Consider the following 21552-nt stretch of genomic DNA (forward strand, 5'->3'; position numbering starts at 1 on the left):
GAGGTGACCGGCGAGCGGTGACCGGGAGGGTGATCAGGCGAGCGGTGACCGGGAGGGTGATCAGGCGAGCGGTGGTCAGGTGCTGGCGCCGCGCAGGTAGGCGACCACCGCGTCGCCCACCATCTTGCGCAGCCGGGCGCGGTGTTCGGGCGCGGTCATGTCGCGCCCGAACAACGCCCCGAACGTGTGCTGGTTGGCCACCCGGAAGAAACAGAACGAACTGATCAGCATGTGCACGTCGATCGCGTCGGCCTCGGTCACGAAATCACCCCGCGCCGCGCCCTCGTCCAGAATGCGCGAGATCAGATCCAGCACCGGCGTGCCCAGCCCCGCCAGCGCCGCCGACTTGCGAATGTGCTCGGCCTGATGAATGTTCTCGATCGCCACCAGCTTGATGAACTCACGATGCAGATCATGGTGATCGAACGTCAGCTCCGCCAGCGTCCGGATCGCCTCCACCGGCGCCAGATGCTCCACCTCGATCGCCCGCTCCATCTCCCGCACCTCGGCGTACGCCTTCTCCAGCACCGCGATGTAGAGCCGCTCCTTGCTCCCGAAGTAGTAATAGATCATCCGCTTCGTCGTCCGCATCCGCGCGGCGATCTCATCCACCCGCGCCCCCGCGTACCCATGCCGGGCGAACTCCTGCTGCGCGACCCCGAGAATCTCCGCCCTGGTGCGCTCGGCATCCCGCTGACGTTCGGGAGCGGCCGGCTGAGAGGTCATCCGCCCATCCTAGTGTCCCCGTCACGCCGCACCGCGAGTTCCGTCCCGCCACCACCGCGAGTTCCTTCCCGCCACCACCGCGCGTCCCGGCGGGCCGCGCCGCGAGTCCCGGCGGGTGCCCGGAACGTTCACCCGGCGGTTGACCCGCGCGGCCGGCGGGCCGAAGGGGTGAGTCCGGCGGGGGCGTGCCGCACGGGAGAGACTTTCCCCCTATACGATCAGTTTCATCACCTATAGGGATTCATCTCCCCTTTGTCAGGCATCCTCCCCGGGCATCCGCATCATCACGGAGTTCTCAGCTGCATGGATACCGCCACGCGCCGGCGCCGGCAGGCGCTGTTCCTGTTCTTCTTCCTGCCGGGCATCGCGATGTCGTCGTGGGTGACCCGCACCCCTGACATCCGTGACGGGCTGGGGGCCTCCACCGCGCAGATGGGGCTGGTCCTGTTCGGCCTGTCGCTCGGGTCCATGATCGGCATCCTCTGCTCCGGCCGCCTCACCTCCCGCTTCGGGACCAGGCCCGTCATCGGCTTCGGCACCGCGCTGGTCGTCGTGAGCCTGGCCGTCATCAGCGCGGGCGCCCTCCTGGCGTCCGTGCCGCTGGTCATGGCGGGCCTGTGCGCGTTCGGCGCGGGCGTGGGAGCCGGCGACGTCGCCGTCAACGTGGACGGCGCCGACGTCGAGCGGATCACCGGCAGGACGACGCTGCCCACCCTGCACGGCTGCTTCAGCCTGGGCACCGTCGTCGGCGCGGCGGCGGGCATCGCGGCCACCGCCGCCGGGGTGCCGGCGCACTGGCACCTGGCCGCGGTCACCCTGGTCGCCGCCGCGATCTTCCTGTACGCCTTCCGCCACGTCCCCGCCGGCACCGGCCTGCTCGCCCCCGCCGAGCCCGGCGCCGGCGGGCCCGCGCCGAAGATCTGGAAGGACGGCCGGCTCCTCCTGATCGGCGCGATCGTGCTGGCCATGGCCCTGGCCGAGGGGGCCGCCAACGACTGGCTGCCGCTGCTCATGGTGGACGGGCACGGCGTGGACGCCACGTACGGCTCCCTCGTCTACACCGGGTTCGCCGCCGCCATGACCATCGGCCGGTTCTGCGGCGGCTTCTTCCTCGACCGCTTCGGCCGCACCACGGTCGTACGGGCGAGCGCGGTCTCGGGGGCGATCGGCCTGCTCCTGGTGGTCTACTCCGACAGCGCCGTGCTGGCGGGGGCGGCCGTGCTGTTCTGGGGGCTCGGCGCGTCGCTGGGCTTCCCCGTCGCGCTGTCCGCCGCCGGGGAGACCGGGCCCGAGCAGACCGCCCGCGTCAGCCTGGTGGCCACCATCGGGTACGTCGCCTTCCTCGTCGGCCCGCCCGGCCTCGGCTTCCTCGGCGAGCAGTGGGGGCTGCGGCCGGCCATGCTCGTGGTGCTCGCCTTCGTCGCCTCGGCCGTCCTCCTGGCCCCCGCCGTCGACACCCGCCGCCGCACCGCCGAGCCCACCACCCGCTGACCGCCGGGCGCGGTCACGGCGGCGTGGGGTTTCCGCCGTCGCGACCGCGCCCGGTGCTCATCAGCGCAGGTAGACGTTGGGCCGGGGCGGCGTGCCCATGCCGGCGCCGATGAAGAAGCTCGGGTGCGGGGGCTGGTTGTAGGCAGTGTTCTGCCAGGCCAGGGCCACGCGGTACTGCGGGTCGTGCAGGAGGGTGTGGATCTTGGTGGTGGTCACGTGCGGGGTGGCGTAGATGCGCAGGGCGCGGTTGTCGGTGGTGGGCCAGATGACCTCCTCGCGCCAGTCGCCCAGCAGGTCGCCCGACAGGGACGGGGTGGCCTTGGTGCCGTTGTTGCTGTGCACGCCGGAGGCGGTCAGCAGGCGGGTCTCGCCGCCGGTGCCGTACTTGTCGACGCGGGTCTGGTCCAGCAGCTCGCGCACCGGGTCACCGTCCCACCAGGACAGGAAGTTGGCCGAGGAGGGCTGGCGGCCGACGACCGTGCCGGAGGTGTTGCGCAGGCCGTTCTGCCCGGCGCCCGCGGCCCAGGACTCGGCGCCGGGGCTGCCCGCGTAGATGTCGGCGGCCACGCCGCGGCCCGGTCCCTCGCCGTCTGAGCCCGAGCCGGTGCCGGTCTGCCAGAGCACCTGGCCGTTGCGGGCGTCGACCATGTAGAGGCCGGGCCGGTTGGCGGACTCGGAGATCTTCACGTACTCCTGGCCCGCGCGGGCCGGGTTGAGGTCGCCCAGGTGGGCGGCGTCGCCGTGGCCCCAGCCGACGTTCCACAGGCCGCGGCCGTTGTCGTCGATGGCGGCGGCGCCGTAGAGGATCTCGTCGCGGCCGTCGCCGTCCACGTCGCCGACGGTGAGGGAGTGGTTGCCCTGGCCCGCGTACGAGCCGTTGCCCGAGGCGTTGGAGTCGAACGTCCAGCGCTTGACGAGCCGGCCGTCCCGGAAGTCCCAGGCGGCGATCACGGCGCGCGTGTAGTAGCCGCGGGCCATGATCAGGCTGGGCCGCTGCCCGTCCAGGTACGCGGTGCCGGCCAGGAACCGGTCCACCCGGTTGCCGTAGGAGTCGCCCCAGGAGGAGACGTTGCCGCGCGGCGGGTCGTAGGGGACCGTGGACATCGCCGCGCCGGTCTGGCCGTTGAACATGGTCAGGTACTCGGGGCCGGACAGGATGTAGCCGCCGGAGTTGCGGTGGTCGGCGCTCGCGTTGCCGATCGCGGCGCCCCGGCCGTCGATCGTGCCGTCGGCGGTCTTCACGGCGACCTCGGCCCTGCCGTCGCCGTCGTAGTCGTACACCTGGAACTGCGTGTAGTGGGCACCGGCCCGGATGTTGCGGCCCAGGTTGACCCGCCACAGGCGGGTGCCGTCCAGCTTGATGCCGTCGAGGTAGACCACGTCGGTGGTGCCGGACTGGGAGTTGTCCTTGGCGTTGTCGGCCTCCCACTTCAGCACCAGGTCCAGCCGGCCGTCCCCGTCCAGGTCGCCCACGCCGGCGTCGTTGGCGTGGTGGCCGGAGGAGGGCGGCGTGATCGGCACGTCGAGGTAGCCGCCGCCGAAGCGCAGCGAGGTCTCCGAGGCGGGCCCCTCCACGCCGCCGCTGACCGGGCGGACGGTGTACGAGGCGTCCGCGGCCGCCCCGGAGTCGAGGTAGTTGGTGGAGTTCGTGACGGTCGCGACCCGGGTGCCGCCCCGGTAGACGTTGAAGGACGTCTCACGCGGCTCGGTGCCCAGCAGCCGCCAGGAGACCAGGTTGCCGCTGCCGGAGCGGACGCTGATCAGGCCCCGGTCGAGGTCCTCCGCCTGCTTGGCCCCCGGAGGGTTCGTGGTCGGCGTCACCGTTGGGGTCACTGTGGGGGTCACTGTGGGAGTCACCGTGGGGGTGGGCTCGCCCGGGTCGCCGGTGCAGGTGACGCCGTTGAGCGCGAACGAGGCGGGCGCCGGGTTGGCGGAGCCGTTCCAGGAGGCGTTGAAGCCGAACCTGGCACTGCCGCCTTCGGGGATCGCCGCGTTGTAGCCGGCGTCCTGCGCCCTGACGGCCGAGCCGTCCTGCGTGGCGGTGGCGTTCCAGGCCTGGGTGATCTGCTGTCCGGCGGCGAACGACCAGTCCAGGCGCCAGCCGTCGATCGCCTCGCCCAGGTTCCTGATCGTCACGTCGCCGGTGAAGCCGCCGGACCACTGGGTGGCGACGGCGTAGTCCACCTCGCAGGCCACCGCCGCGGCGGCGGACGGCCGGAGGCCGACGGCGCCCGCGACCACCAGGCTCACGGTGCTGCCGAGCACCGTGGAGATCAGCGCTGGACGGGATAAACGTTTCATTGAGCGTCCAATCAACGTGCGGATCTCGACGGGGTGCCGAGCGCCCACACGGTAAGAAAACGCTGATCAGAGTGTCAATCGGCCGGTGACGCCGATCCCGGCCCGGGTTGTTACCTTTCAGGTCAGCGAAGCGGGACCCGCCCACCGCCCCTGAAACTTTCGGCCGCCCCGCCCGTGATCGGGGCCGGCGCGGCGTCACCGGTGGGCCGGCGGCCGGGTCGGGTGCAGGGGCGGGTGCCGGGTCGGGTGCCGGTCAGTGGCGAGGGTGGCGCGCCCGCGTCACCGCGGGGCCGGCGCCGGGCCGCCGCCGGGCCGCCGGTGGTCGGCGGCCGGTCAGCGGCCGATCAGCGGCGGGGTGGGGCCGTGGACTCGCGGACGACCAGGCGCGGCCGGTAGACCAGCTTCTGGTGGCGGTGGCCGGGGCGGGCCTCGTCCAGCAGCAGCTCCGCCGCGACCCGGCCCAGCTCGCGCTTCGGCTGCCACACCGTGGTCAGCGGCGGGGCGAGCTGGGCGGCGAACGCCACGTCGTCGTACCCCACCACGGACATCTCCCCGGGGACCGCGATCCCCCGCTCCCGCAGCCCGCCGATCACGCCGAGCGCGGCCGTGTCGTTGAGGCAGAGGATCGCGGTGGGCGGGTCGGGCGCGCCCAGCACGTCCTCGAGGGCCGCCGCGGCGGTCACCGTGATGTCGGGCGACGGCACCCGCACGTCCAGCATGCCGCGGTCGGGGTCCAGACCGGCCTTGACGAACGCCCTGCGCACCCCGGCGTGGCGCTCGGCGGTCTGCTGCACCTCGATCGCGGCGGCGAGCAGCGCGATCCGCCGGTGCCCGAGCCCGATCAGGTGTGCCGCGATCTGCTCGCCGCCCCACTGGTTGTCGATCGAGACCGAGCAGAGCCGGCCGTCGGAGCGGTGGTCGAGCAGCACCACCGGGACGCCGCGCCCGGCCAGGGCGACCAGCGGGCCCAGGTCGTCCTCGACGGGGGTGATCAGCACGCCCCGCACGCGCTGTTTCTCCAGCTCCTGGAGGTAGTGCCGCTCCCGCCCGGGCTGCAGGTCGGTGCTGCAGGTCATGAGCATGCAGCCGTCCTGGAGGAGCCGGTCCTCCACCCCCCGGCACACCTCGGTGAAGAACGGCCCGGCGATGTCCAGCGTCACCGCGCCCACCAGCGGGCTGGGCAGCCCCCGTAACCGCCTGGCGGCGTTGTCCGGCAGGTATCCCATGCGCTCCATCGCCGCGTGCACCCGCCGGCGCGTCTCCTCGGCGACCAGCTCAGGGTTGTTCAGGACGTTGCTCACCGTCGTCGGCGAGACGCCGGCCTCCTTGGCGACCTGGCGCATGCCGGGGCGGCGCGGCTCGCCCGGTGCGTCCCCATTCACCGCAGCACCATATCCGGCCACCGGCTCCGCCACCGCACCTCCCGGCCGATCTTCCCCGGGGCCTTCCCGGCCGATGGCGCCGGAAGCCGCAGAGGCCGCTCCCCCCGGGCCGCCGGAGGGGTTGTCAACATCGTCTCTCTGAGAGACAATGGGTTTCGTCTCTCGTGGAGACATCGTTTTCGGCGGCTCAGGGTGAGGCGCCGGACGTGGTAATACTGGAGATCCGCGAAGGGGGCCGGAAAGGACGAGCTGGTGCGCCCATGACCGAGCGCTATCTCGGTGTGCTCGGCCTCGCCGAGGCCCTGGGAGTGAGCCGGCACGCGGTGCACAAGTGGCGCACCCGCTATCCCGGCGGCTCCGATCACCCGTTCCCCGAGCCTGACGTCGAGGTGGACGGGGCGCCCGGCTGGCGGGCCGATCGGGTGACGGAGATCGCGCGCTGGCGCGCCGGCCTGCCCGGACGCGGGGCCGGTGGCGGGCGGCCCACCGCCGCGCGTCAGGAATACCTCAAGGCGGCGATGGCGCGCGGCCTGGACCGGGGCGAGGCGCTGCGCGCGCTGGCCACGTTCGCGGCGGAATATCCGGAGATGAGCGAGCCGGAGCTGTGCGCCTGGCTCATCGAGAAATTCCGCCGCTGACTCCTTTCCGCCGACCCCTTTTCGCGGAGCACGACATGAACAGAAGGCGATGACGCATGCCCGAAATCAGCCCGGACAGCGAGACGGGAAACGGGGCGAGGAGCGGCACGGAGGTCGGCACGGAGGTCGGCGCGCAGGTCGGCGCAGAGGTCGGCGGGCAGGTCGGCGCGCAGGTCGGTGGGGAGACGGCGCCGGGGTTCGAGGGGGTGCGCGAGGCGTTCGCGGCGAACCTGGCCTCCGGGGAGGAGATCGGCGCGGCGGTCAGCGTCTACCTGCGGGGGCGGAAGGTCGTCGATCTGTGGGGCGGGATCGCCGACCCCGAGACCGGCCGCCCCTGGCGGCGGGACACGCTGCAGGTCGTCTACTCCACCACCAAGGGGGTGACGGCGGCCTGCGCGCTGCTGCTGGCCCAGCGGGGCGAGCTCGACCTCGACGCGCCCGTGGCCCGCTACTGGCCGGAGTTCGCGGCCAACGGCAAGGAGCGCATCCCCGTACGGTGGCTGCTCACCCACCAGGCCGGCCTGCCCACCCTCGACCGCACGGTCACCCCGGCCGAGGCGATCGCCTGGGACCCCGTGGTGGACGCGCTGGCGGCCCAGCGGCCGTTCTGGGAGCCGGGTGCCGGGCACGGCTATCACGCGCTGACGTACGGCTGGCTCGTCGGCGAGGTGGTGCGCCGGGTCACCGGCCGGAGCATCGGCACGTTCCTCGCCGAGGAGATCGCCGAGGAGATCGCCGGGCCGCTCGGCCTGGACCTGTGGATCGGGCTGCCCGAGTCCGAGCAGCACCGGGTCAGCCGCGTCGTCACCGGCCCGGGCGGCTTCGACCTCTCCGCGATCGACCTGGACGCCGTCCCCGAGCCCATGCGGGAGGTGATGGCGGCCTACGCCGACCCGGCCTCGCTGACCGTACGCGCGCTCACCTTCGTCCGGCCCGCGTTCGATCACAACGACCCGGTGGAGCGGGCCGCCGAGCTGCCCGCCACCAACGGCATCTGCACCGCGCGCGCCCTGGCCCGCTTCTACGCCGCCCTCATCGGGGAGGTGGACGGGCGCCGCCTCCTCACCCCCGCCACCCTGGCGGCCGCGACCGCCGAACAGGCCGCCGGCGTCGACCGGGTCCTGCGCGTGCCCGTCCGGATCGGCACGGGGTTCGGGCTGCCCACGCCGGACGCGTACTGGTACTCCCCCACCGCCTTCGGCTTCCCCGGCCTCGGCGGCTCGATCGGGTTCGCCGACCGGGAGAGCGGGCTCGCGTTCGGTTACGTGATGAACCACGTCCGGGAGGGAGCGCCGGACCTGCGGGCGGCCCGCCTGCTGGAGGCCGTCAGGCGGGCGGCAGGAGCGCTCGCTCGATGAGGCCGACGGCCCGGAGGGTACGGAAGCTGCGGACGCGGCGCACCCGCCGTCGTGCGGGGGCAGGTGCGCGGGTCAGGGACGGGGGGCGGCGGCCTCCAGGGCGTCGACGGTGCCCGACATGATCGTGCGTACGTGCTCGGTGATGTGCGCCACCGGCCAGTCCCACCAGGCCAGCGCCAGGAGGCGGGCGATGTCGGCGTCGCTGTGGCGACGGCGGATGAGCCGGGCCGGGTTGCCGCCGACGATGCCGTAGTCGGGCACGTCGGAGGTGACCACGGCGCCGGCGCCGATGATCGCGCCGTGCCCGATCCGCACGCCCGGCATCACCGTGGCCCCGTAGCCGAACCAGACGTCGTTGCCCACCACGGTGTCACCCCGGTTCGGCAGGCCGGTCAGCAGGTCGAAGTGGTCGGACCACGAGCCGCCCATGCTGGGGAAGGGGAAGGTCGAGGGGCCGTCCATGCGGTGGTTGGCGCCGTTCATGATGAACCGCACCCCGGTGCCCAGCGCGCAGAACCTCCCGATGACCAGCTTCTCCGGCCCGTAGTGGTAGAGCACGTTGCGGGTCTCGAAGGCGGTCGGGTCGTCCGGGTCGTCGTAGTACGAGAACTCCCCCACCTCGATCAACGGGGACTTGACCAGCGGCTTGAGCAGCACCACCCGCGGCTGCCCCGGCATGGGGTGCAGCACGGTGGGGTCGGCGGGGACAAGGGGACTCATGGATCGTTCCTCTCGGTACTCCTGCGGGTGGCAGGTGCTCGTGGGCCGCGCGGGAGACCGGACCCGTCCGGCGGGCCGCCCGCGTGACGGGCGGCGGTTCAGGAACCGGGCGGTCCGGGAGGAACGCCACGGAAGAACGTCGATACCGCCACTAATGCGACAACTTCTACATTAAGATGGTGGCATGGCTCCGTCCGATGAGCAACCTGACCCCGCGCCGACGACATCCGCGCCGACCACGTCCGCGCCCCCGCCACCGGCCGCCCGACCGGCGCAGGGCGGGCCGGAGACGGCGACACCGGCCGGGCCGGAGACGGCAACGCAAGACGGGCCGGAGACGGCGGTTCGGAGGCGGCCGGGTGGGCGTACCGGCAGGATCCGGGCGCAGGTCCTCGACGCGGTCCGCGCCGAGCTCGGCGAACACGGCTTCGACGCGCTGAGCATCGACTCCGTGGCGGCGCGCGCCGGGGTGCACCGGGCGACGGTGTACCGGCGCTGGCGGGATGTGGGCGGCCTGCTCACCGACCTTCTGGAGGCCACCGGTGACGACGACTGGGAGCCGCGGGACACCGGCTCCCTGCTGGGCGACCTGGCGGCCCTCAACCACGAGAACCAGGCGGCGCTGACCGCGCGGCCGTCGATCGCCGCGGCCCTGCTGACCGCCTCGTTCCGCTCGGAGGAGGCCGCCCGCGGCGTGCGACGGCTCTGGGAGGACCGCTACGCCCGCTGCGAGGTCATCGTGCGGCGGGCCGTGCGCCGTGGCGAGCTGCCGCCGGACACCGACGCGCGGGGGCTGCTCATCGCCGCCACCGCCCCGCTCTACCACCAGCTCGTGCTGCTCCGCATGCCCGCCGACCCCGGCCTGCCCGAGCAGGCGGCCAGAACCGCCGTCCTCGCCGCCGGGGCCGGCGCCTTCACCGCGGGTGACGACTGAGTTCGTGTGCGTGGGTAGGGAGAAGGGTCCATCTACGCAAGGGAGGTCCGATGGACACCCCGCACACCCCTGCCACCCGCTCGCCCGTGCAGGTCGCCGCCCTCGCCACCGGCGTGGTGTTCCTGCTCGTCGGCGTGCTCGGCTTCGTTCCGGGCGTCACCACCAACTTCGACGACCTGCAGTTCGCCGGGCACCAGTCCGACGCGCTCCTGCTCGGCGTCTTCCAGGTCTCCATCCTGCATAACATCGTCCACCTGCTGTTCGGCCTCGCCGGCGTGCTGCTCGCCCGGACGTGGAACGGCGCGCGCGCCTTCCTCGTCGGCGGCGGGATCGTCTACCTGGTGCTGTGGATCTACGGCATGCTCATCGCCCACGACAGCCCGGCCAACTTCGTCCCGCTCAACACCGCGGACAACTGGCTGCACCTGGTCCTGGGCATCGGCATGATCGCCCTCGGCCTCCTGCTGACCCGCCGCCGCGTCACCGCCACGCGCTGACGGGCCCGCTGAAGGACCGGCTGACGGGCCGGCGTGTCACGGGGCGTCCTTCTTCGGGACGGCCATCGGCACCACGCGCATCGCCGCGCCGGCCACGGCCGCGTTGCCGACGCGGTCCTGGCCGGCGGCGAGGGTGGAGGCCACGTGGGAGGGCACGGTCTTCGACTGCGCGTCCATGGCGGTCTTGGCCGCCTGTGCGTTGCCGACGACCGCCGGGACCAGGACGAGGGCGCTCCTGCCCTTGTCGGCCGCGGCGGCCGTGCGCAGCTCCTTGGCGGTGACCGGCACGGCGGGCCGGTGCTGCGGCGGAGGAAGTTCGGGCATCGGTCGTCACCCCGGGATCCCATTGTCGGGTAGGAGTCCAGCGTACGGGCCGAGCTCGGACGGGCGGAACAGGCGGGCCTCACGCTGGAACTGGCGGGAGACGCCGCGGACGACGTGGCGCATGCCGATGGCCGGGCTGCCCTCGTCGGCCGCCGCCAGCGCGGCGGCCCGGGCGGCGGCGGTGATGCCGGCGCCCGTCATGTCCAGCCGGCACAGCGCCTCCAGGTCCACGTCGCCGGCCAGCGGCGCCTGGGGCGGGAAGGCCTGCCGCCACAGGGCGCGCCGCTCCTCGGCGCCCGGCCTGGGGAAGTGCACCACGAACTGGAAGCGGCGGGTGAAGGCCGGGTCGATGTTCTCCTTCAGGTTGCTGGTCAGGATGACCAGCCCGTCGCTGGCCTCCAGGCGTTGCAGCAAGTAGCCGACCTCCAGGTTGGCGTAGCGGTCCGTGCCCTGCTTGACCTCGCCCCGCTTGCCGAACAGCGCGTCGGCCTCGTCGAACAGCAGCACGGCGTGGCTGTTCTCGGCCTGCTGGAAGACCGTCTCCATGTTCTTCTCGGTCTCCCCCACCCATTTGGAGACCACCTGCGACAGGTCCACCCGCAGCAGCTCCAGGCCGAGCATGCCGGTGATCACCTCGGCGGACATCGTCTTGCCCGTCCCCGGCTCGCCGGTGAACAGCGCCTTGATCCCGCCCGGCGAGCGGCCCGCGAAGCCCCACGACTCGGCGATGCGCGGCCAGGCGCGGAAGGCCGAGGCGATCTCCTCGATCTGGTTGAGCTGCGCCTCGGGGAGCACGAGGTCGTCGAGGCTCCTGCGCGGCACGATGGCCTGTACGGCGTGGCTGGTGCGCCCCCTGGTCACCGTGGCGATCGCCGGCTCCACGTGCTCGGCCAGCGGCGCCGGTCGGCCGTTGCCCGACAGGCGCGCGCCGGTGCCGGCCACGGCCGCGACGGCCCGCAGCTCCCCGCCCGTCATGCGGTAGCGGGCGGCCAGGTCCTCCAGCACGGGCCCGTCCAGGACGGGGAAGGCGGCCGACCACATGGCCCGCCGCTCCGGGAAGCCGGGGGCGGGGATCGTCAGCTCCGCGTACGTACGGGCGGCCAGCAGCTCCGCCGGCCGCCACGGCGTCGTGCCGGTCAGGCAGAGCGGCACGGCCGACCTCAGCAGCAGCGCGTCGGGCCGGGTGGGCAGGTCGTCGGTCGGCAGCCACAGCACCGCCTCCAGCGCGGCGGCCAGGCGCAGGTCGCCGTCCAGGTCGCCGGTGCCGCGCCGCAGCCGTCTGCCCGCCGCCCGCGCCAGCGCCCGCGCCACGTCGGCCTGGCCGTCCCGCGGGCAGCCCCACAGTCCCACCACGTCGATGTCGCCGGCCGCCAGGGCGCGGCCGAGTCTCGGCAGGCGCTCCTCCGGCAGGTACGGCCCCACCGCCTCCGGCCCCGGCTCGGCCACCTCGCCCGGGTCGTGGCCCACCAGGCCCACGTCCCCGCCCCAGCCCATCAGGAAGTCGAAGACCCCGGCGCCCAGCGCCAGGTCCCGCGCCGCCTCGGACGGGGAGTCGCCGTACGCGAGCAGCAGGCCGAGCCTGCGCAGCCGGCCGGTCGGCCCCACGGCCCGGCGGATCGCCAGCCGGGCGGGGGGCGTCTGCCCGCACACCGTGACCAGCAGCTCCACGCTCGGCGCCCGGCGGTTGAGGTTGTCCACGACGTAGGCGTAGACGCGCTCGTAGCCCGCGTCCAGCTCGGGGGCCGCCACCAGCAGCAGGGCGTCCTGCTCGGCGCGGGTCAGGCCGAAGCGGGCGGCCAGCGCGTCCAGCGGCAGGGTCGCCCCCTCCGCGGCGGCCCGGTGGCGCAGCTGCTGCTCCGGCTCCGGGTCGGGGACGGGCTCGGGCGGCGGGCCGGTCATGGCGGCGGCGAAGGCGTCCACCCGGTCGAGCAGCGCGCCCACCTGCTCGTCGGTGACGCAGAACGGGGTCAGGTCCGGGCGGGTGAGCAGCGCCGCCGCCTCCGCCTGCCGCGCCACCGCCAGCCGCAGCGTCCGGTGCAGCTCCCCCAGCCGCAGCCGCAGATGCTCCACGGCCCACCCGCTCATGCCGCCCCTCCCGACCGGCGCTCCACGGCCCACCCGCTCATGTCAGCCCCCCGAGAAGGTCAGGGTCCGGCCGTCCAGCCAGACCACGTCGGGCACGTCCGTCAGGGCGCCGCAGCGCCACAGGTCCGCGTGGCGCCGCCCGAGCGGCAGTTTCACGCTCACGGTGTCGCGGGAGTACCGGACCGTCCCCTCCAGGTCGGCGAAGCGCGTCAGCGCCAGCAGCGGATCGGGCGTCTCCCGCTCCCGCCACAGCGTCCAGGCGAGCAGGCCGAGGGCCAGCGAGGCCGCCAGCGTCACGCTGCGCTCCAGCGCGCGGTCCGGCGCCAGCGGGACCGCGCGGTGCGCCTCGAACAGGGTGCGCACCAGGTCGCCCGCCCGCCCGGCCAGGGCGGGCAGCTCCGCGGCCAGGCGCTGCCGCACGCCGCCCGTCGTCCACAGGGGGGTGCGCCAGGGCAGGCGGGACAGGGGGTCGTCGCGGACCGGGGGCACGGCGGTGACCAGGCGCACGCCGGCCTCGGCCAGCTCGCGCAGGCACGGCGGCGGGAGCGGGCCGGCGCACACCAGCACCGGCGGGCGGCCGCACGCCTCCCAGTGCGGCAGCAGGCCCGCCGTACCGGCGGCCCACGCGATCGGGAACATGCCCTGGGCGTCCACCAGCAGCAGGCCGCCGTCCACCCCCAGCACCAGCAGCGGGTCCTCCGGGTCGTGGCCCCGGCACAACGACAGCGCCAGCACGCCGTCCAGCACGGGCAGCGCGGGCCGCACCCGGTGGGCGAAGCCGGTCAGGTCGGGCGCCGACTCCAGCCCGGCGAAGGCCGCGGCGGCCTTCCCGGCCTCGCCGCTCCTGCGCCAGCCCCGTTCCGGCGCGTCCAGCACCTTGTACGCCAGCGCCGCCGCGAGCAGCGGCGCCTCCTCCGGCAGGTCGATCCCGGCCAGCGCCGGGCCGATCGCGTCCAGGTACCCGGTGCGCGCCAGCGGGCCCGCCAGCAGGAACGGCAGCACGAAGCACACCCGCGTCTCCCCCGCCGGCACGCGCTGCCAGCCGCCGGCGTCCGCGCGCAGGGCCGGTGGCAGCGGCTCGGTCTCCGCCCCGGGCAGGGCGTCGAGCAGCTCGGCGAGGCCGTCGCGGGTGGCGGGCGGCGGCGGGCGGGACAGCCGGCGGGCCAGCTCCGCGGCCAGCGCGCCGATCACCTCGGCCGGCACGGGCCCGGCGGGAGCGGGGGCTCGCGTGCCCGCTCCCGCCGGAGCGGCGTCCGGGGCGGGGGCGAGCAGCGCGGACAGGTACGTCCGCAGCGCCGCGTCGGGCAGCCCGGCCAGCAGCGCCGCCAGCTCGCCGCGCTCGGCCAGCTCGGCGAAGAGCGCGGCGGGCGTGCGGCTCGCCTCCCCGGCCGCGTACGGACCGGCCGCCATCGTGGCGTCCTCCGTCGTGGACGCCCCGGCCGGCGCCGGGCCCGGGGGCGGGGCGCCGGCGACCGGCCGGGGCGGCGGGACGGCGACGGGCGCGGGCTCGACGACGAGACCGGCCGGCGCCAGGCCGTTGCGGGCGGCGCGGGGCGGCTTGACGGTCAGCAGCACCGGCTCGGTGATCTCCAGGTCCGGGCCCTCGCCGGTCAGGTGCTCGCCGAACCGCTCGGCCAGCAGCTCCGGCAGCGCGTCCAGCACCTGCCGCACCAGGTCCTGCGGGTCGGGGCCCCAGCTCCAGCCGCCACGGCGGATCACCCGCACCACGCACCGGCGCACGGTGATGCCGTCCGCGGCGGGGGTGCTCACGACCGGGTCACCGCCCGCAGCACGCCGGTCCAGCCGGTCACCAGGGCCAGCACCCCGTAGGTGCCGGCGGGCACGCTCACCGGGAGCCGGACGGTGTCCGTCCCCGCGGCTATCCGCCCGGCCAGCACGTGGACGTCCTGCCCCTCGGCGAGCAGCGCCAGCACGGGGGTGTCCTGGCTCGGGTCCGGCACCGGCACCTTGATGTCGAGGCTGCCTGCCGTCAGGGTCACCCCCTCCGCCCAGGTGGCCAGCTGCACCAGCGCGGGCTTCGGCCGGCCGCCGGGGACCTGCTCGACGCCGAACGCCAGCGGGCCGGCGTAGACGCGCGGCTCGTCCTCCGCCTCGTGCACGGCCAGCTCCCTGGCCGGCAGGGGGAGGCTCGCGACCTCGCCGCCGGCGACCGGCACGCGCAGCGGCAGCGCGTCGCCCACCAGCGCCGCCACGCCGGCGTCGTCGCCCGGGGGGAGCGCGCCGAGCGCCGAGACCGCGCCCACGACGTGCCCGGTGTCCGGTACGTACACCACGAAAAGGCTCATCCCGCACCATCGCCTTCCGTCATCGCGACCGCTGCCCGCAGCGCGGAGATCCGGCCGGCGCCGTTCGCCGCCGCTGCCGGTGCTGCGAAGAGGCTCATCCCCGGCCACCGCCGTTCGCCGCCGCGACCGTCGCCAGGACGAGGAAGTCGACCGCGCCGGGCAGGTCGACCACCTCGGCCGGGTTGCCGACGGGGTCGTAGAAGCGCATCCGGCACCGGACCCGCCGCTCGCCGTCCACCGTGGCCTCGGCCGGGACGCCCAGCCCGGCGGCGAACGGCGGGACGCGCGGCGTGACGTACACGTGCAGCGCCACCCGGCCGTCGGCGACCTCCTCGGGGGCCACCCCGGCCGGCAGCGGCAGCAGCATGCCGTCCGTGGCCGTGCCGGAGGCGGCCAGCACGCTGCCCGCCGAGACCCGGCCGGAGAGGCTGCCCGCGATGGTCAGGTTCCCGTTGCCGGCCACCGTCATGAGCGGGCTGACCGAGCCGTTGCCCTGGTAGAGGCCGAAGACCAGGCTGGGCGGGTCCTCGCCGGACAGCACCAGCGCGGGCCTGCCCTCCTGCACGGCGGTCTGGGTGCGCAGCGACAGGGTGCCCGAGCGCGCGGCCACCGTGTCGGCCCGCACCCCGGCGTACCGGGGGGACACGCCGCGCGCGCTGGGCGGGGCGCCGGTGAAGTGCCCGTCGGTCCACTGGACGAAGCCCAGCAGCACCAGCCAGCGCGCCGGCGGGCCGGCCGGCGGGCCGCCGGCCCCGGGCGGGCGCTGGTCGGCGACCAGCCGCTCGTCCCCGAGCCGGCCGAAGAGGATCTGGTACGTCTCGGCCACCCGGGTCGCCCCGGCGGCGCCGGAGCACGACCCGGGCCCAGTGGCGGCCTGAGGCCGGTCCACGGCCGTCAGGAACACGGGGAACGGCTGCGTGGTGCGTTCGGCCCCGTTGACCTCCGCGAAGTCGGCCTCGGACAGCACGACCGGGGCGTCGACCACGATCTCCCTGCCCGTCCCGTCGATGGCCAGCCCCGGCGCCAGCGTCACCTCGACGTACCGGGCGCCGGTGACCGGGTCGGTGCGGCTCTCGGTGGTCAGCCCGAGCCCTTCGGCGATGCCCCAGTCGTGCAGGTACCTGGCGTGCCGGGCGGCGGCGGCGCGGGCGTGCTCGACGGTCGCCGCCAGGTCGGCGGCGGCGAGGACCTGACCCTCGTGGAAGGCGGGGCGCAGCGGAGCGGTCACGACGACTCACCCGGCTCACCCGGCGCGGAACCGCCGGACCGGCCCGACCGGCCGGAGCCGCTCGACCCGCCGGATCCGCTCGACCCGCCGGATCCGCTCGACCCGCTGGATTCGCCGGACTCGCCCGGTTCCTCCGAGCCTGCCGGGGTGTCCGAGCCGCCCGACCGGGGCTTCCGGCCCGAGGTCGAGCGCGTGCGCCGCGCCGGTTGCTTGGAGGACGACGAGCCCGACGAACCCGACGGCGAGCCCCCAGCGGAGCCTGACGAGCCCGAGGACGGCGCCGGCGGCGGGGCGTTCTCCAGCTCCGAGAGCCGGTCGCCGAGCCGCTCCGGCAGCTCCTCGCGCACCTGCGAGACCTGCTCCCGCGCGGTGTCGAGCTGCGCCCGCAACGCCGCCATGCCCGCGGTCAGGTCGTGCACCTGGGCCCGCAGCGCGCTCAGCTCGTGCAGGCTGTCGGTCACCTCGCTGGGCACCGTGTAGACCCGCTCGTGCAGCGGCTGCGGCACCGTCTCACCCGGGGCCGGGGTGATCAGCAGGTGCCACATCTCCTCCAGCAGCCCGGTGCGCGGCCAGTCGTCGAGCAGCCCGGCCACGTAGGGCCGGCGCACCGGGCCGTCCTGCGGCACGGAAGGCGGCCGGTGCACCGGCACCGGCCGGCAGCACACCTGCTGGGCCAGGTGGCGAAGCTGGTAGAGCTTCGGCAGCCACTCGCCGTACGCCGACCCGCCCGGCAGCACCTGCTCCCGGGTGGCCGAGCAGACGCGCCGCACGTCGCAGCCGTCCAGCTCCAGATGGGCCAGGAGCACGTCGGCGTCGGAGCAGTCGGGGCACGGCGGGTTGAGCGTCGAGCAGGCCGCGTCGGCGACGAAGCGCCGCACGTAGACCGTCAGGTTCCCCGCCGCGCCGGCGATCTGGTCCAGCTCCGCGATCGTCAGCCGCTGCGCCGGGTCCGGCTCGGGCGCGGGCAGCGGCTGCGGGATCGCCGCCGCGCGCACGTCGTCCCGCAGCGCGCAGTCGCCCAGGCCGCGCGTCCGCTCCAGGCGGCCCAGCAGCCACTCCCTGATCCGGACGAGGTCGGAGCGGAACTCGGCCTGCAGCACGTTGCTCACCGGGGTGCCCTGCGCGAGCAGGCGCACCTCCAGCGGCGACCCGGTGTCGGGGGTCACGACCCGCGCCCTGGCCTCGGCCACGACGGCGACGGCGAGCGAGCGGTGCGCCGGGTCCGGCCACACCTGCGCGGGATCGGTCTCGGCCAGCCGGGCGCACGCGCGCTCGATCGCCTGCCGGGCCGGCTCGACCTCGCCGAGCCGGTGCTCGGTCCGCAGCCGTTCCTGGCCGGCCGGGTCGTGGGTGTCGTACCGGGCCAGGGCGGCGGCCAGCGCGCGCACGTGCTCGGTCATCTCCCTGGCCACCTGCGGCGACGTCACGCGCCCCGCACCGCTCTGGCCCAGCCACTCCAGGCTGCGGGCATAGCGGGCCGCGTCGTCGGCGGTGAACTCGATCGGCCGGGCGGACGCCGCCCCGGCGACCGACATGGCGTCCACGTACAGCCCGAACCGCTGGCCCAGGACGCGTACGGGCTCGTAGCCGTCCTTGTCGCCGACGGTCGCCAGCAGCCGCTGGACCGGGTTGTAGCGGTGGTCGTCGGTGTCGGCGCACTTGACGACGAAGCGGAAGCCCTCCTGCACCCGGGAGGGCACGCAGCCGGGCGCCGGGCAGGGCTCCTCGGTGGCGTACGGGGCGACCGGGTCGACCGGCGTCTCCTCGTAGCGCACGTAGAGCCCGTAACGGCGGCCCCCGTCGTCGTCGCACGGCTCGCCGCACTCCACGCCCAATGACGAGACCCGCAGCTCCCGCACGAGCGCCTGCACGTCCACCTTCTCCTTGCAGGACAGCACGATGTCGTTGCCGAGGCAGTCGAGCGCGTGCCCGGGGTGCACGACCACGGTCCCGCCGCCGCACGGGTCGCAGCCCACCTCCAGGCCGCAGACCACGCCCGGCCCCGACATCATCCGGTTGTGCAGGCGGGACTTCCCGGTCAGGTAGTCGACCAGCAGCGACAGGTCGTCCTCGGTGAGGAGCTGGCCGGCGAAGAACCGCGGCCGGACGAACGCGGCCGGCCACCGGGACGCGCCGCCGCAGCCGCACCCGCAATCTCCTCTGCTCATCGGCGCTCCTCGGTGACGAAGAACCAGCTCTCGAAGACGTCCCCGCCCGCGCCGGTGCCCGAGGTCCACGGCCCGATGCCGGAGGGCGGCAGCCCACAGCCGCGCCTGCTCTCCAGCTCGTTCTCCGCGGGCTCCGGCCAGTCGCCCTGGATGTCCCGGCCGCGCCGGAGGTAGGGGACCTTGCCGCCGACGTTGGTGCCGTCGACCGGGCGGCAGCACCGGTCGAGGATGAACGCCGCGCGGACGGTGACCAGCACCCGGTCGCCGTCCTGCAGCGTCTCGCGGGTGGTCTGCCGGTAGCGGAAGTGCCGGGTGTACTCGCCGCCGGCCGGCTCCTCGAACTTCCCGCCCATGTACCAGGTGTCGGCGTTGCGGCCGGCGCCGCCCTCGATCACCTGGATCTCCACGACGCCGGGCTGCAGCGAGTCCACGCGGACGTCGTCGGAGAAGCGCACGACGAGCCCGCCGCTCTGCTTCTGCGTGCCGAGCAGCTCCCTGGCCTCGTCCACCGTGTACGTGTGGCCGTGCCGCCAGTTGATGCCCGTGATCACCGTCGGCACCCGCTTGCCGAACAGCCGGCGGATGTTCATGCGGATCTGCTCCCCTCGCACGGGCCGGCGCCAGTCCACGTCGTCGATCCTGGCCAGCCAGAGGACCTTGTGCTCGCAGCGGGAGCAGCACGGCTCGCACCGCTCGTCGTCCGGCGGCCTGCGGGTGGTCACCCGTACGGCGTAGCTCTCCTCGGTGTAGCCGTACTCGCAGTCGGAGGTGTCGGCGCAACTGGAGTTGAAGACGGTCCTGGTGGGCTCGACGGCGCGCTCGTCGTACTCGATGCCGATCCACACCGTCGTGCCCGCGGAGCGCTCGTCCTCGTGCAGCGCCTCCCACAGGTCGATCACGCAGCCGCCGGGGACGACGAGCTCGTGGCCGTCGCAGTCCACGCCGAGCCCGGACGTGAGGCGCACCTTCGCCCTGCGCCGCCACTCCGGATGGCCCTCGCCGCTCCCGCCGGCCTCCGAGGTCTCCGCCGCGTCGCCGCCGCCGGTCTCGGAGGTGCCGGAGGCGCCGGCGCTCCCGGCGCTCCCGGCGCTCCCGGCGTTCTCGGCGTTCGTCTCATGGGGCCCGTCGTCATGAGGCCCGTCGGCCGGCACCGGCTCCACGTACAGGCCGCACACGACGCCGTAGCCGAGCAGGGAGCGCATGCGCAGCATCAGCTTCTCGCGGAAGTACTCCTGCTCGCGCTGGAAGTCGCGGGCGGTCAGCATCTGGCCGTGGAAGTAGCGCAGCCGGCGGAACGGGGAGACGTCGAAGTCCCCGTGCTCCGGGCTCTGCGCGGAGGGCTGTGCCGATATCTCGGTCATCTCTTCCGTCCTCTCAGGACACTCGCGTGTGGACCCCGACCGCGGACACCACGCCGACGCTCACGCCGTGGCGGGCGCCGCGCGGCCCGGGTCTCAGTACTCCGTCGTGGTTCAGCCGCGCGCCGCCGAGAACGGGCGGTGGCAGGGGGACGAACGCGGTGTCCACCCCGACCGTCGACCGGGTGCCGACCACGAAACCCACCCCGCCGGCGCGGACCGATCCCCTCGTGTGCGCGGGCGCCTGCCGCTGGACGAGCCGCCGCAGCGCCTCCTCGTCGGCGCCGGGAGGCAGGCCGCCGGGCAGCAGGACGCGGAAGCGGTGGGCGTGCTCGGTGAGCGGGTCGGTGCCGGGGTCGCCGAAGGCGCGCAGCGGCGCCCCGCCCAGTGCCGAGCCGCGCGCCGAGCCGCCGAGCCGGAACCGGCCGGCGGAGCGGCCGAACAGCCGCACCGCGCCCAGGCCCCGGGCGCCGGCGGGGCCCGCGCCGGCGCCTACCTGCGCCCAGTGGCGGTCGCCCGCCAGCTCGTCGATGACCGGCGTGACGCCGAAGACCACGCGCACGGCCTCCGACAGCGCCCACGGCGTGCCGCGCCGCCGGTACAGCTCCGGCGCCCTGGCGATCAGCTCGCGCCGGGTGCGCGCGTCCCAGCCGGCCTCGAACGACAGGCCGAGCAGCCCGGCCAGCCACGGCAGCGCCGCGTCCGGGACGCCCGCCGGGTCGAGCAGCGCCGGGTAGCGCTCGATGACCCGGTCGATCTCGGCCGTCGTCGCGTCGAACAGCGACAGGAACCGCTCGGTGAAGTCGTCGGCGGCGGGGTCCTGCCGGTAGGCCGGGGGCAGCAGGTCCGCGCTGGTCGTGCGGGGGAAGTCCAGCCGGATGCGGCGCAGGACCGGGGTGGCGGAGGTGTCGCCGGTCAGTCGCACGCGGGCGGTCAGGTAGCGGCCGGGCGGCTGGTCGACGAGGAAGTCGGTGACCCCGGCGGGGACGGTCTGCCAGTCGGTGCCGGCGAACCGGCCGTCCTCGGAGACGACGACGGCCACGGACACCGCGGTGCCCGCCGGCACGTCGGCGTGCACGCGCACCCGGTGCCAGCGGCAGCGGGCCAGGCCGCTGTCGATGAGGCCGGTGGTGAACTCGCCCGCGCTCACGTACCTGCCGGTCTGCGACGCCGGCTCCGGCCGCGGCCGGCCCGCCCAGTCGTAGCAGGCGGCGGCCTCGCCGTCGGGGCCCTGCTCCCGCAGGCAGAACCCGTGCTCCCCGGCGGAGACGAGCGTGCTCGGCGGCAGCTCCGCCGCCAGCTCGGCCAGGCCGGACTCGGCGAAGCGGCCGTCCGGCAGGCTCCGGTGGACGCGCAGCCGGGTGCGGCTCTCGGTGAGCAGCCAGATCGTCCGGCCTGGGCCGGTGCGCAGGCCGGCGATGCGGCCGGCGACGCCGGTCTCGATGACGCCGCACGGGCGGCCGTCCGGCCCGAAGCGCAGCAGCTCGCCGCCGCGCTGCCGGGTGACCAGCACCTGCCCGTCCGGGGCGAGCGCGACGAGGTCGGCGCCCGGCGCGTCGATCACCGCGACGAGCTGCTCGCCCTCGTTGCGCCAGACGAGGACCCGGCCGGAGTCCACGACGGCCAGCCGGTGGCCGCGGGCGGCGACGGAGTGCGGCGCGCGCAGCTCCTCGGGCAGGCACGGTGGCGTCCAGACCGGCCGCCACCCGCCGGAGCAGGTGTCGCGGCGGAGCGGCCCGCGCTCCGCGAGCAGGTACCAGGAGCAGGGGCGGCAGCCGGGCGCCAGCCGGGGATCGGGGAACCACGGCAGCACCATGTCCCTGGTCGGCCCCTCGGGCGCGCGGCCGGCGAACGCCAGCCGCACGCCGGCCGGGTCGGCGAAGCCGGTCACGTTCAGCACGTCGGCCTCGTCCCACCCGACCACGTCGTCGAGCAGGCGGAACGTCGCGGTGGTCGGCCCGCACGTCATGGGCGCACCCCTCCCCCGGCCTGGGCGCCGCCGGGCGGGCGGTACGCGGTGGTGAGCGGCGCGGGCG

17 protein-coding genes are annotated in these 21552 nt (G+C 75.1%); 5 read left to right on the forward strand and 12 right to left on the reverse strand.

Translation table 11 applies throughout. The features are described 5' to 3' along the window. Positions 1-75: 75 nt before the first annotated feature. The gene (locus IO39_RS15335; protein ID WP_043622448.1) at positions 76-726 is read right to left on the reverse strand and encodes a TetR/AcrR family transcriptional regulator; all 651 of its coding nucleotides are present in this window, start codon (positions 724-726) and stop codon (positions 76-78) included. A 303-nt stretch (positions 727-1029) separates the two neighbouring features. Between IO39_RS15335 and IO39_RS15340 the strand changes: the two genes are divergently transcribed. Further along, positions 1030-2217: an MFS transporter gene (locus IO39_RS15340; RefSeq protein WP_043622450.1), complete on the forward strand. Its 1188-nt coding sequence runs from the start codon at positions 1030-1032 to the stop codon at positions 2215-2217. 60 nt (positions 2218-2277) lie between these two features. Here the strand turns inward: IO39_RS15340 and IO39_RS15345 are convergent, their stop codons facing one another. Continuing rightward, positions 2278-4518 carry a rhamnogalacturonan lyase family protein gene (locus IO39_RS15345; RefSeq protein ID WP_043622452.1) on the reverse strand — a complete coding sequence of 747 codons (2241 nt, stop codon included), beginning with the start codon at positions 4516-4518 and terminating at the stop codon, positions 2278-2280. Positions 4519-4862: 344 nt separating this feature from the next. Then, a complete protein-coding gene (locus IO39_RS15350; RefSeq protein WP_211267024.1) occupies positions 4863-5900 on the reverse strand; it encodes a LacI family DNA-binding transcriptional regulator in 1038 nt (345 codons plus the stop codon). Positions 5901-6160: 260 nt separating this feature from the next. Here IO39_RS15350 and IO39_RS15355 point away from each other — a divergent pair, with 260 nt between their 5' ends. Further along, positions 6161-6538, forward strand: a complete 378-nt coding sequence (locus IO39_RS15355; RefSeq protein WP_043622457.1) for a hypothetical protein — start codon at positions 6161-6163, stop codon at positions 6536-6538. Between the two features lie 56 nt (positions 6539-6594). Next, a complete protein-coding gene (locus tag IO39_RS15360) occupies positions 6595-7896 on the forward strand; it encodes a serine hydrolase domain-containing protein (protein ID WP_084772904.1) in 1302 nt (433 codons plus the stop codon). A 72-nt stretch (positions 7897-7968) separates the two neighbouring features. Here IO39_RS15360 and IO39_RS15365 read toward each other — a convergent pair whose 3' ends face one another. After that, positions 7969-8616, reverse strand: coding sequence for a CatB-related O-acetyltransferase (locus IO39_RS15365; RefSeq protein WP_043622460.1), 648 nt, complete (start codon positions 8614-8616; stop codon positions 7969-7971). Positions 8617-8800: 184 nt separating this feature from the next. On the opposite strand from IO39_RS15365, the gene IO39_RS15370 reads away from it, so the two are divergent. Beyond that, positions 8801-9550 carry a TetR/AcrR family transcriptional regulator gene (locus tag IO39_RS15370; protein WP_084772906.1) on the forward strand — a complete coding sequence of 250 codons (750 nt, stop codon included), beginning with the start codon at positions 8801-8803 and terminating at the stop codon, positions 9548-9550. A 50-nt stretch (positions 9551-9600) separates the two neighbouring features. After that, on the forward strand, positions 9601-10047 hold the full coding sequence (locus IO39_RS15375; protein WP_043622463.1) for a DUF4383 domain-containing protein: 447 nt from the start codon (positions 9601-9603) through the stop codon (positions 10045-10047). Between the two features lie 36 nt (positions 10048-10083). On the opposite strand, the gene IO39_RS15380 is transcribed toward IO39_RS15375, so the two are convergent. The 8 genes from IO39_RS15380 to IO39_RS15415 form a co-directional block, all read right to left on the reverse strand. Continuing rightward, a complete protein-coding gene (locus tag IO39_RS15380) occupies positions 10084-10371 on the reverse strand; it encodes a hypothetical protein (protein WP_043622466.1) in 288 nt (95 codons plus the stop codon). Between the two features lie 6 nt (positions 10372-10377). Next, positions 10378-12456, reverse strand: coding sequence for an ATP-binding protein (locus IO39_RS58890; RefSeq protein WP_043622469.1), 2079 nt, complete (start codon positions 12454-12456; stop codon positions 10378-10380). Positions 12457-12498: 42 nt separating this feature from the next. Beyond that, positions 12499-14226: a hypothetical protein gene (locus IO39_RS15390; RefSeq protein WP_043622473.1), complete on the reverse strand. Its 1728-nt coding sequence runs from the start codon at positions 14224-14226 to the stop codon at positions 12499-12501. After that, the gene (locus tag IO39_RS15395; RefSeq protein ID WP_043622476.1) at positions 14223-14762 is read right to left on the reverse strand and encodes a hypothetical protein; all 540 of its coding nucleotides are present in this window, start codon (positions 14760-14762) and stop codon (positions 14223-14225) included. The genes IO39_RS15390 and IO39_RS15395 overlap by 4 nt, the downstream gene beginning before the upstream one ends. Positions 14763-14856: 94 nt before the next feature. Beyond that, positions 14857-15990: a hypothetical protein gene (locus tag IO39_RS15400; protein ID WP_043622480.1), complete on the reverse strand. Its 1134-nt coding sequence runs from the start codon at positions 15988-15990 to the stop codon at positions 14857-14859. Then, a complete protein-coding gene (locus IO39_RS15405; protein WP_043622483.1) occupies positions 15987-18158 on the reverse strand; it encodes a coiled-coil domain-containing protein in 2172 nt (723 codons plus the stop codon). Before IO39_RS15405 ends, IO39_RS15400 begins: the two co-directional genes overlap by 4 nt. Further along, positions 18155-19519 (reverse strand): hypothetical protein, encoded by a 1365-nt coding sequence (locus IO39_RS15410; RefSeq protein ID WP_052422934.1) that lies wholly within the window; start codon positions 19517-19519, stop codon positions 18155-18157. The genes IO39_RS15405 and IO39_RS15410 overlap by 4 nt, the downstream gene beginning before the upstream one ends. 13 nt (positions 19520-19532) lie before the next feature. Then, the gene (locus tag IO39_RS15415; RefSeq protein ID WP_043622486.1) at positions 19533-21485 is read right to left on the reverse strand and encodes a phage tail protein; all 1953 of its coding nucleotides are present in this window, start codon (positions 21483-21485) and stop codon (positions 19533-19535) included. Positions 21486-21552: the final 67 nt, after the last annotated feature.

The organism is Nonomuraea candida, from assembly GCF_000725485.1.
GTDB lineage: Bacteria > Actinomycetota > Actinomycetes > Streptosporangiales > Streptosporangiaceae > Nonomuraea > Nonomuraea candida.

What these genes read in the sequence shown, in the direction of transcription:
- IO39_RS15335 (WP_043622448.1), bottom strand. Translation starts at nt 726, where the DNA reads ATGACCTCTCAGCCGGCCGCTCCCGAACGTCAGCGGGATGCCGAGCGC.
- IO39_RS15340 (WP_043622450.1), top strand. Translation starts at nt 1,030, where the DNA reads ATGGATACCGCCACGCGCCGGCGCCGGCAGGCGCTGTTCCTGTTCTTC.
- IO39_RS15345 (WP_043622452.1), bottom strand. Translation starts at nt 4,518, where the DNA reads ATGAAACGTTTATCCCGTCCAGCGCTGATCTCCACGGTGCTCGGCAGC.
- IO39_RS15355 (WP_043622457.1), top strand. Translation starts at nt 6,161, where the DNA reads ATGACCGAGCGCTATCTCGGTGTGCTCGGCCTCGCCGAGGCCCTGGGA.
- IO39_RS15360 (WP_084772904.1), top strand. Translation starts at nt 6,595, where the DNA reads ATGCCCGAAATCAGCCCGGACAGCGAGACGGGAAACGGGGCGAGGAGC.
- IO39_RS15365 (WP_043622460.1), bottom strand. Translation starts at nt 8,616, where the DNA reads ATGAGTCCCCTTGTCCCCGCCGACCCCACCGTGCTGCACCCCATGCCG.
- IO39_RS15370 (WP_084772906.1), top strand. Translation starts at nt 8,801, where the DNA reads ATGGCTCCGTCCGATGAGCAACCTGACCCCGCGCCGACGACATCCGCG.
- IO39_RS15375 (WP_043622463.1), top strand. Translation starts at nt 9,601, where the DNA reads ATGGACACCCCGCACACCCCTGCCACCCGCTCGCCCGTGCAGGTCGCC.
- IO39_RS15380 (WP_043622466.1), bottom strand. Translation starts at nt 10,371, where the DNA reads ATGCCCGAACTTCCTCCGCCGCAGCACCGGCCCGCCGTGCCGGTCACC.
- IO39_RS58890 (WP_043622469.1), bottom strand. Translation starts at nt 12,456, where the DNA reads ATGAGCGGGTGGGCCGTGGAGCATCTGCGGCTGCGGCTGGGGGAGCTG.
- IO39_RS15395 (WP_043622476.1), bottom strand. Translation starts at nt 14,762, where the DNA reads ATGAGCCTTTTCGTGGTGTACGTACCGGACACCGGGCACGTCGTGGGC.
- IO39_RS15405 (WP_043622483.1), bottom strand. Translation starts at nt 18,158, where the DNA reads ATGAGCAGAGGAGATTGCGGGTGCGGCTGCGGCGGCGCGTCCCGGTGG.
- IO39_RS15410 (WP_052422934.1), bottom strand. Translation starts at nt 19,519, where the DNA reads ATGACCGAGATATCGGCACAGCCCTCCGCGCAGAGCCCGGAGCACGGG.
- IO39_RS15415 (WP_043622486.1), bottom strand. Translation starts at nt 21,485, where the DNA reads ATGACGTGCGGGCCGACCACCGCGACGTTCCGCCTGCTCGACGACGTG.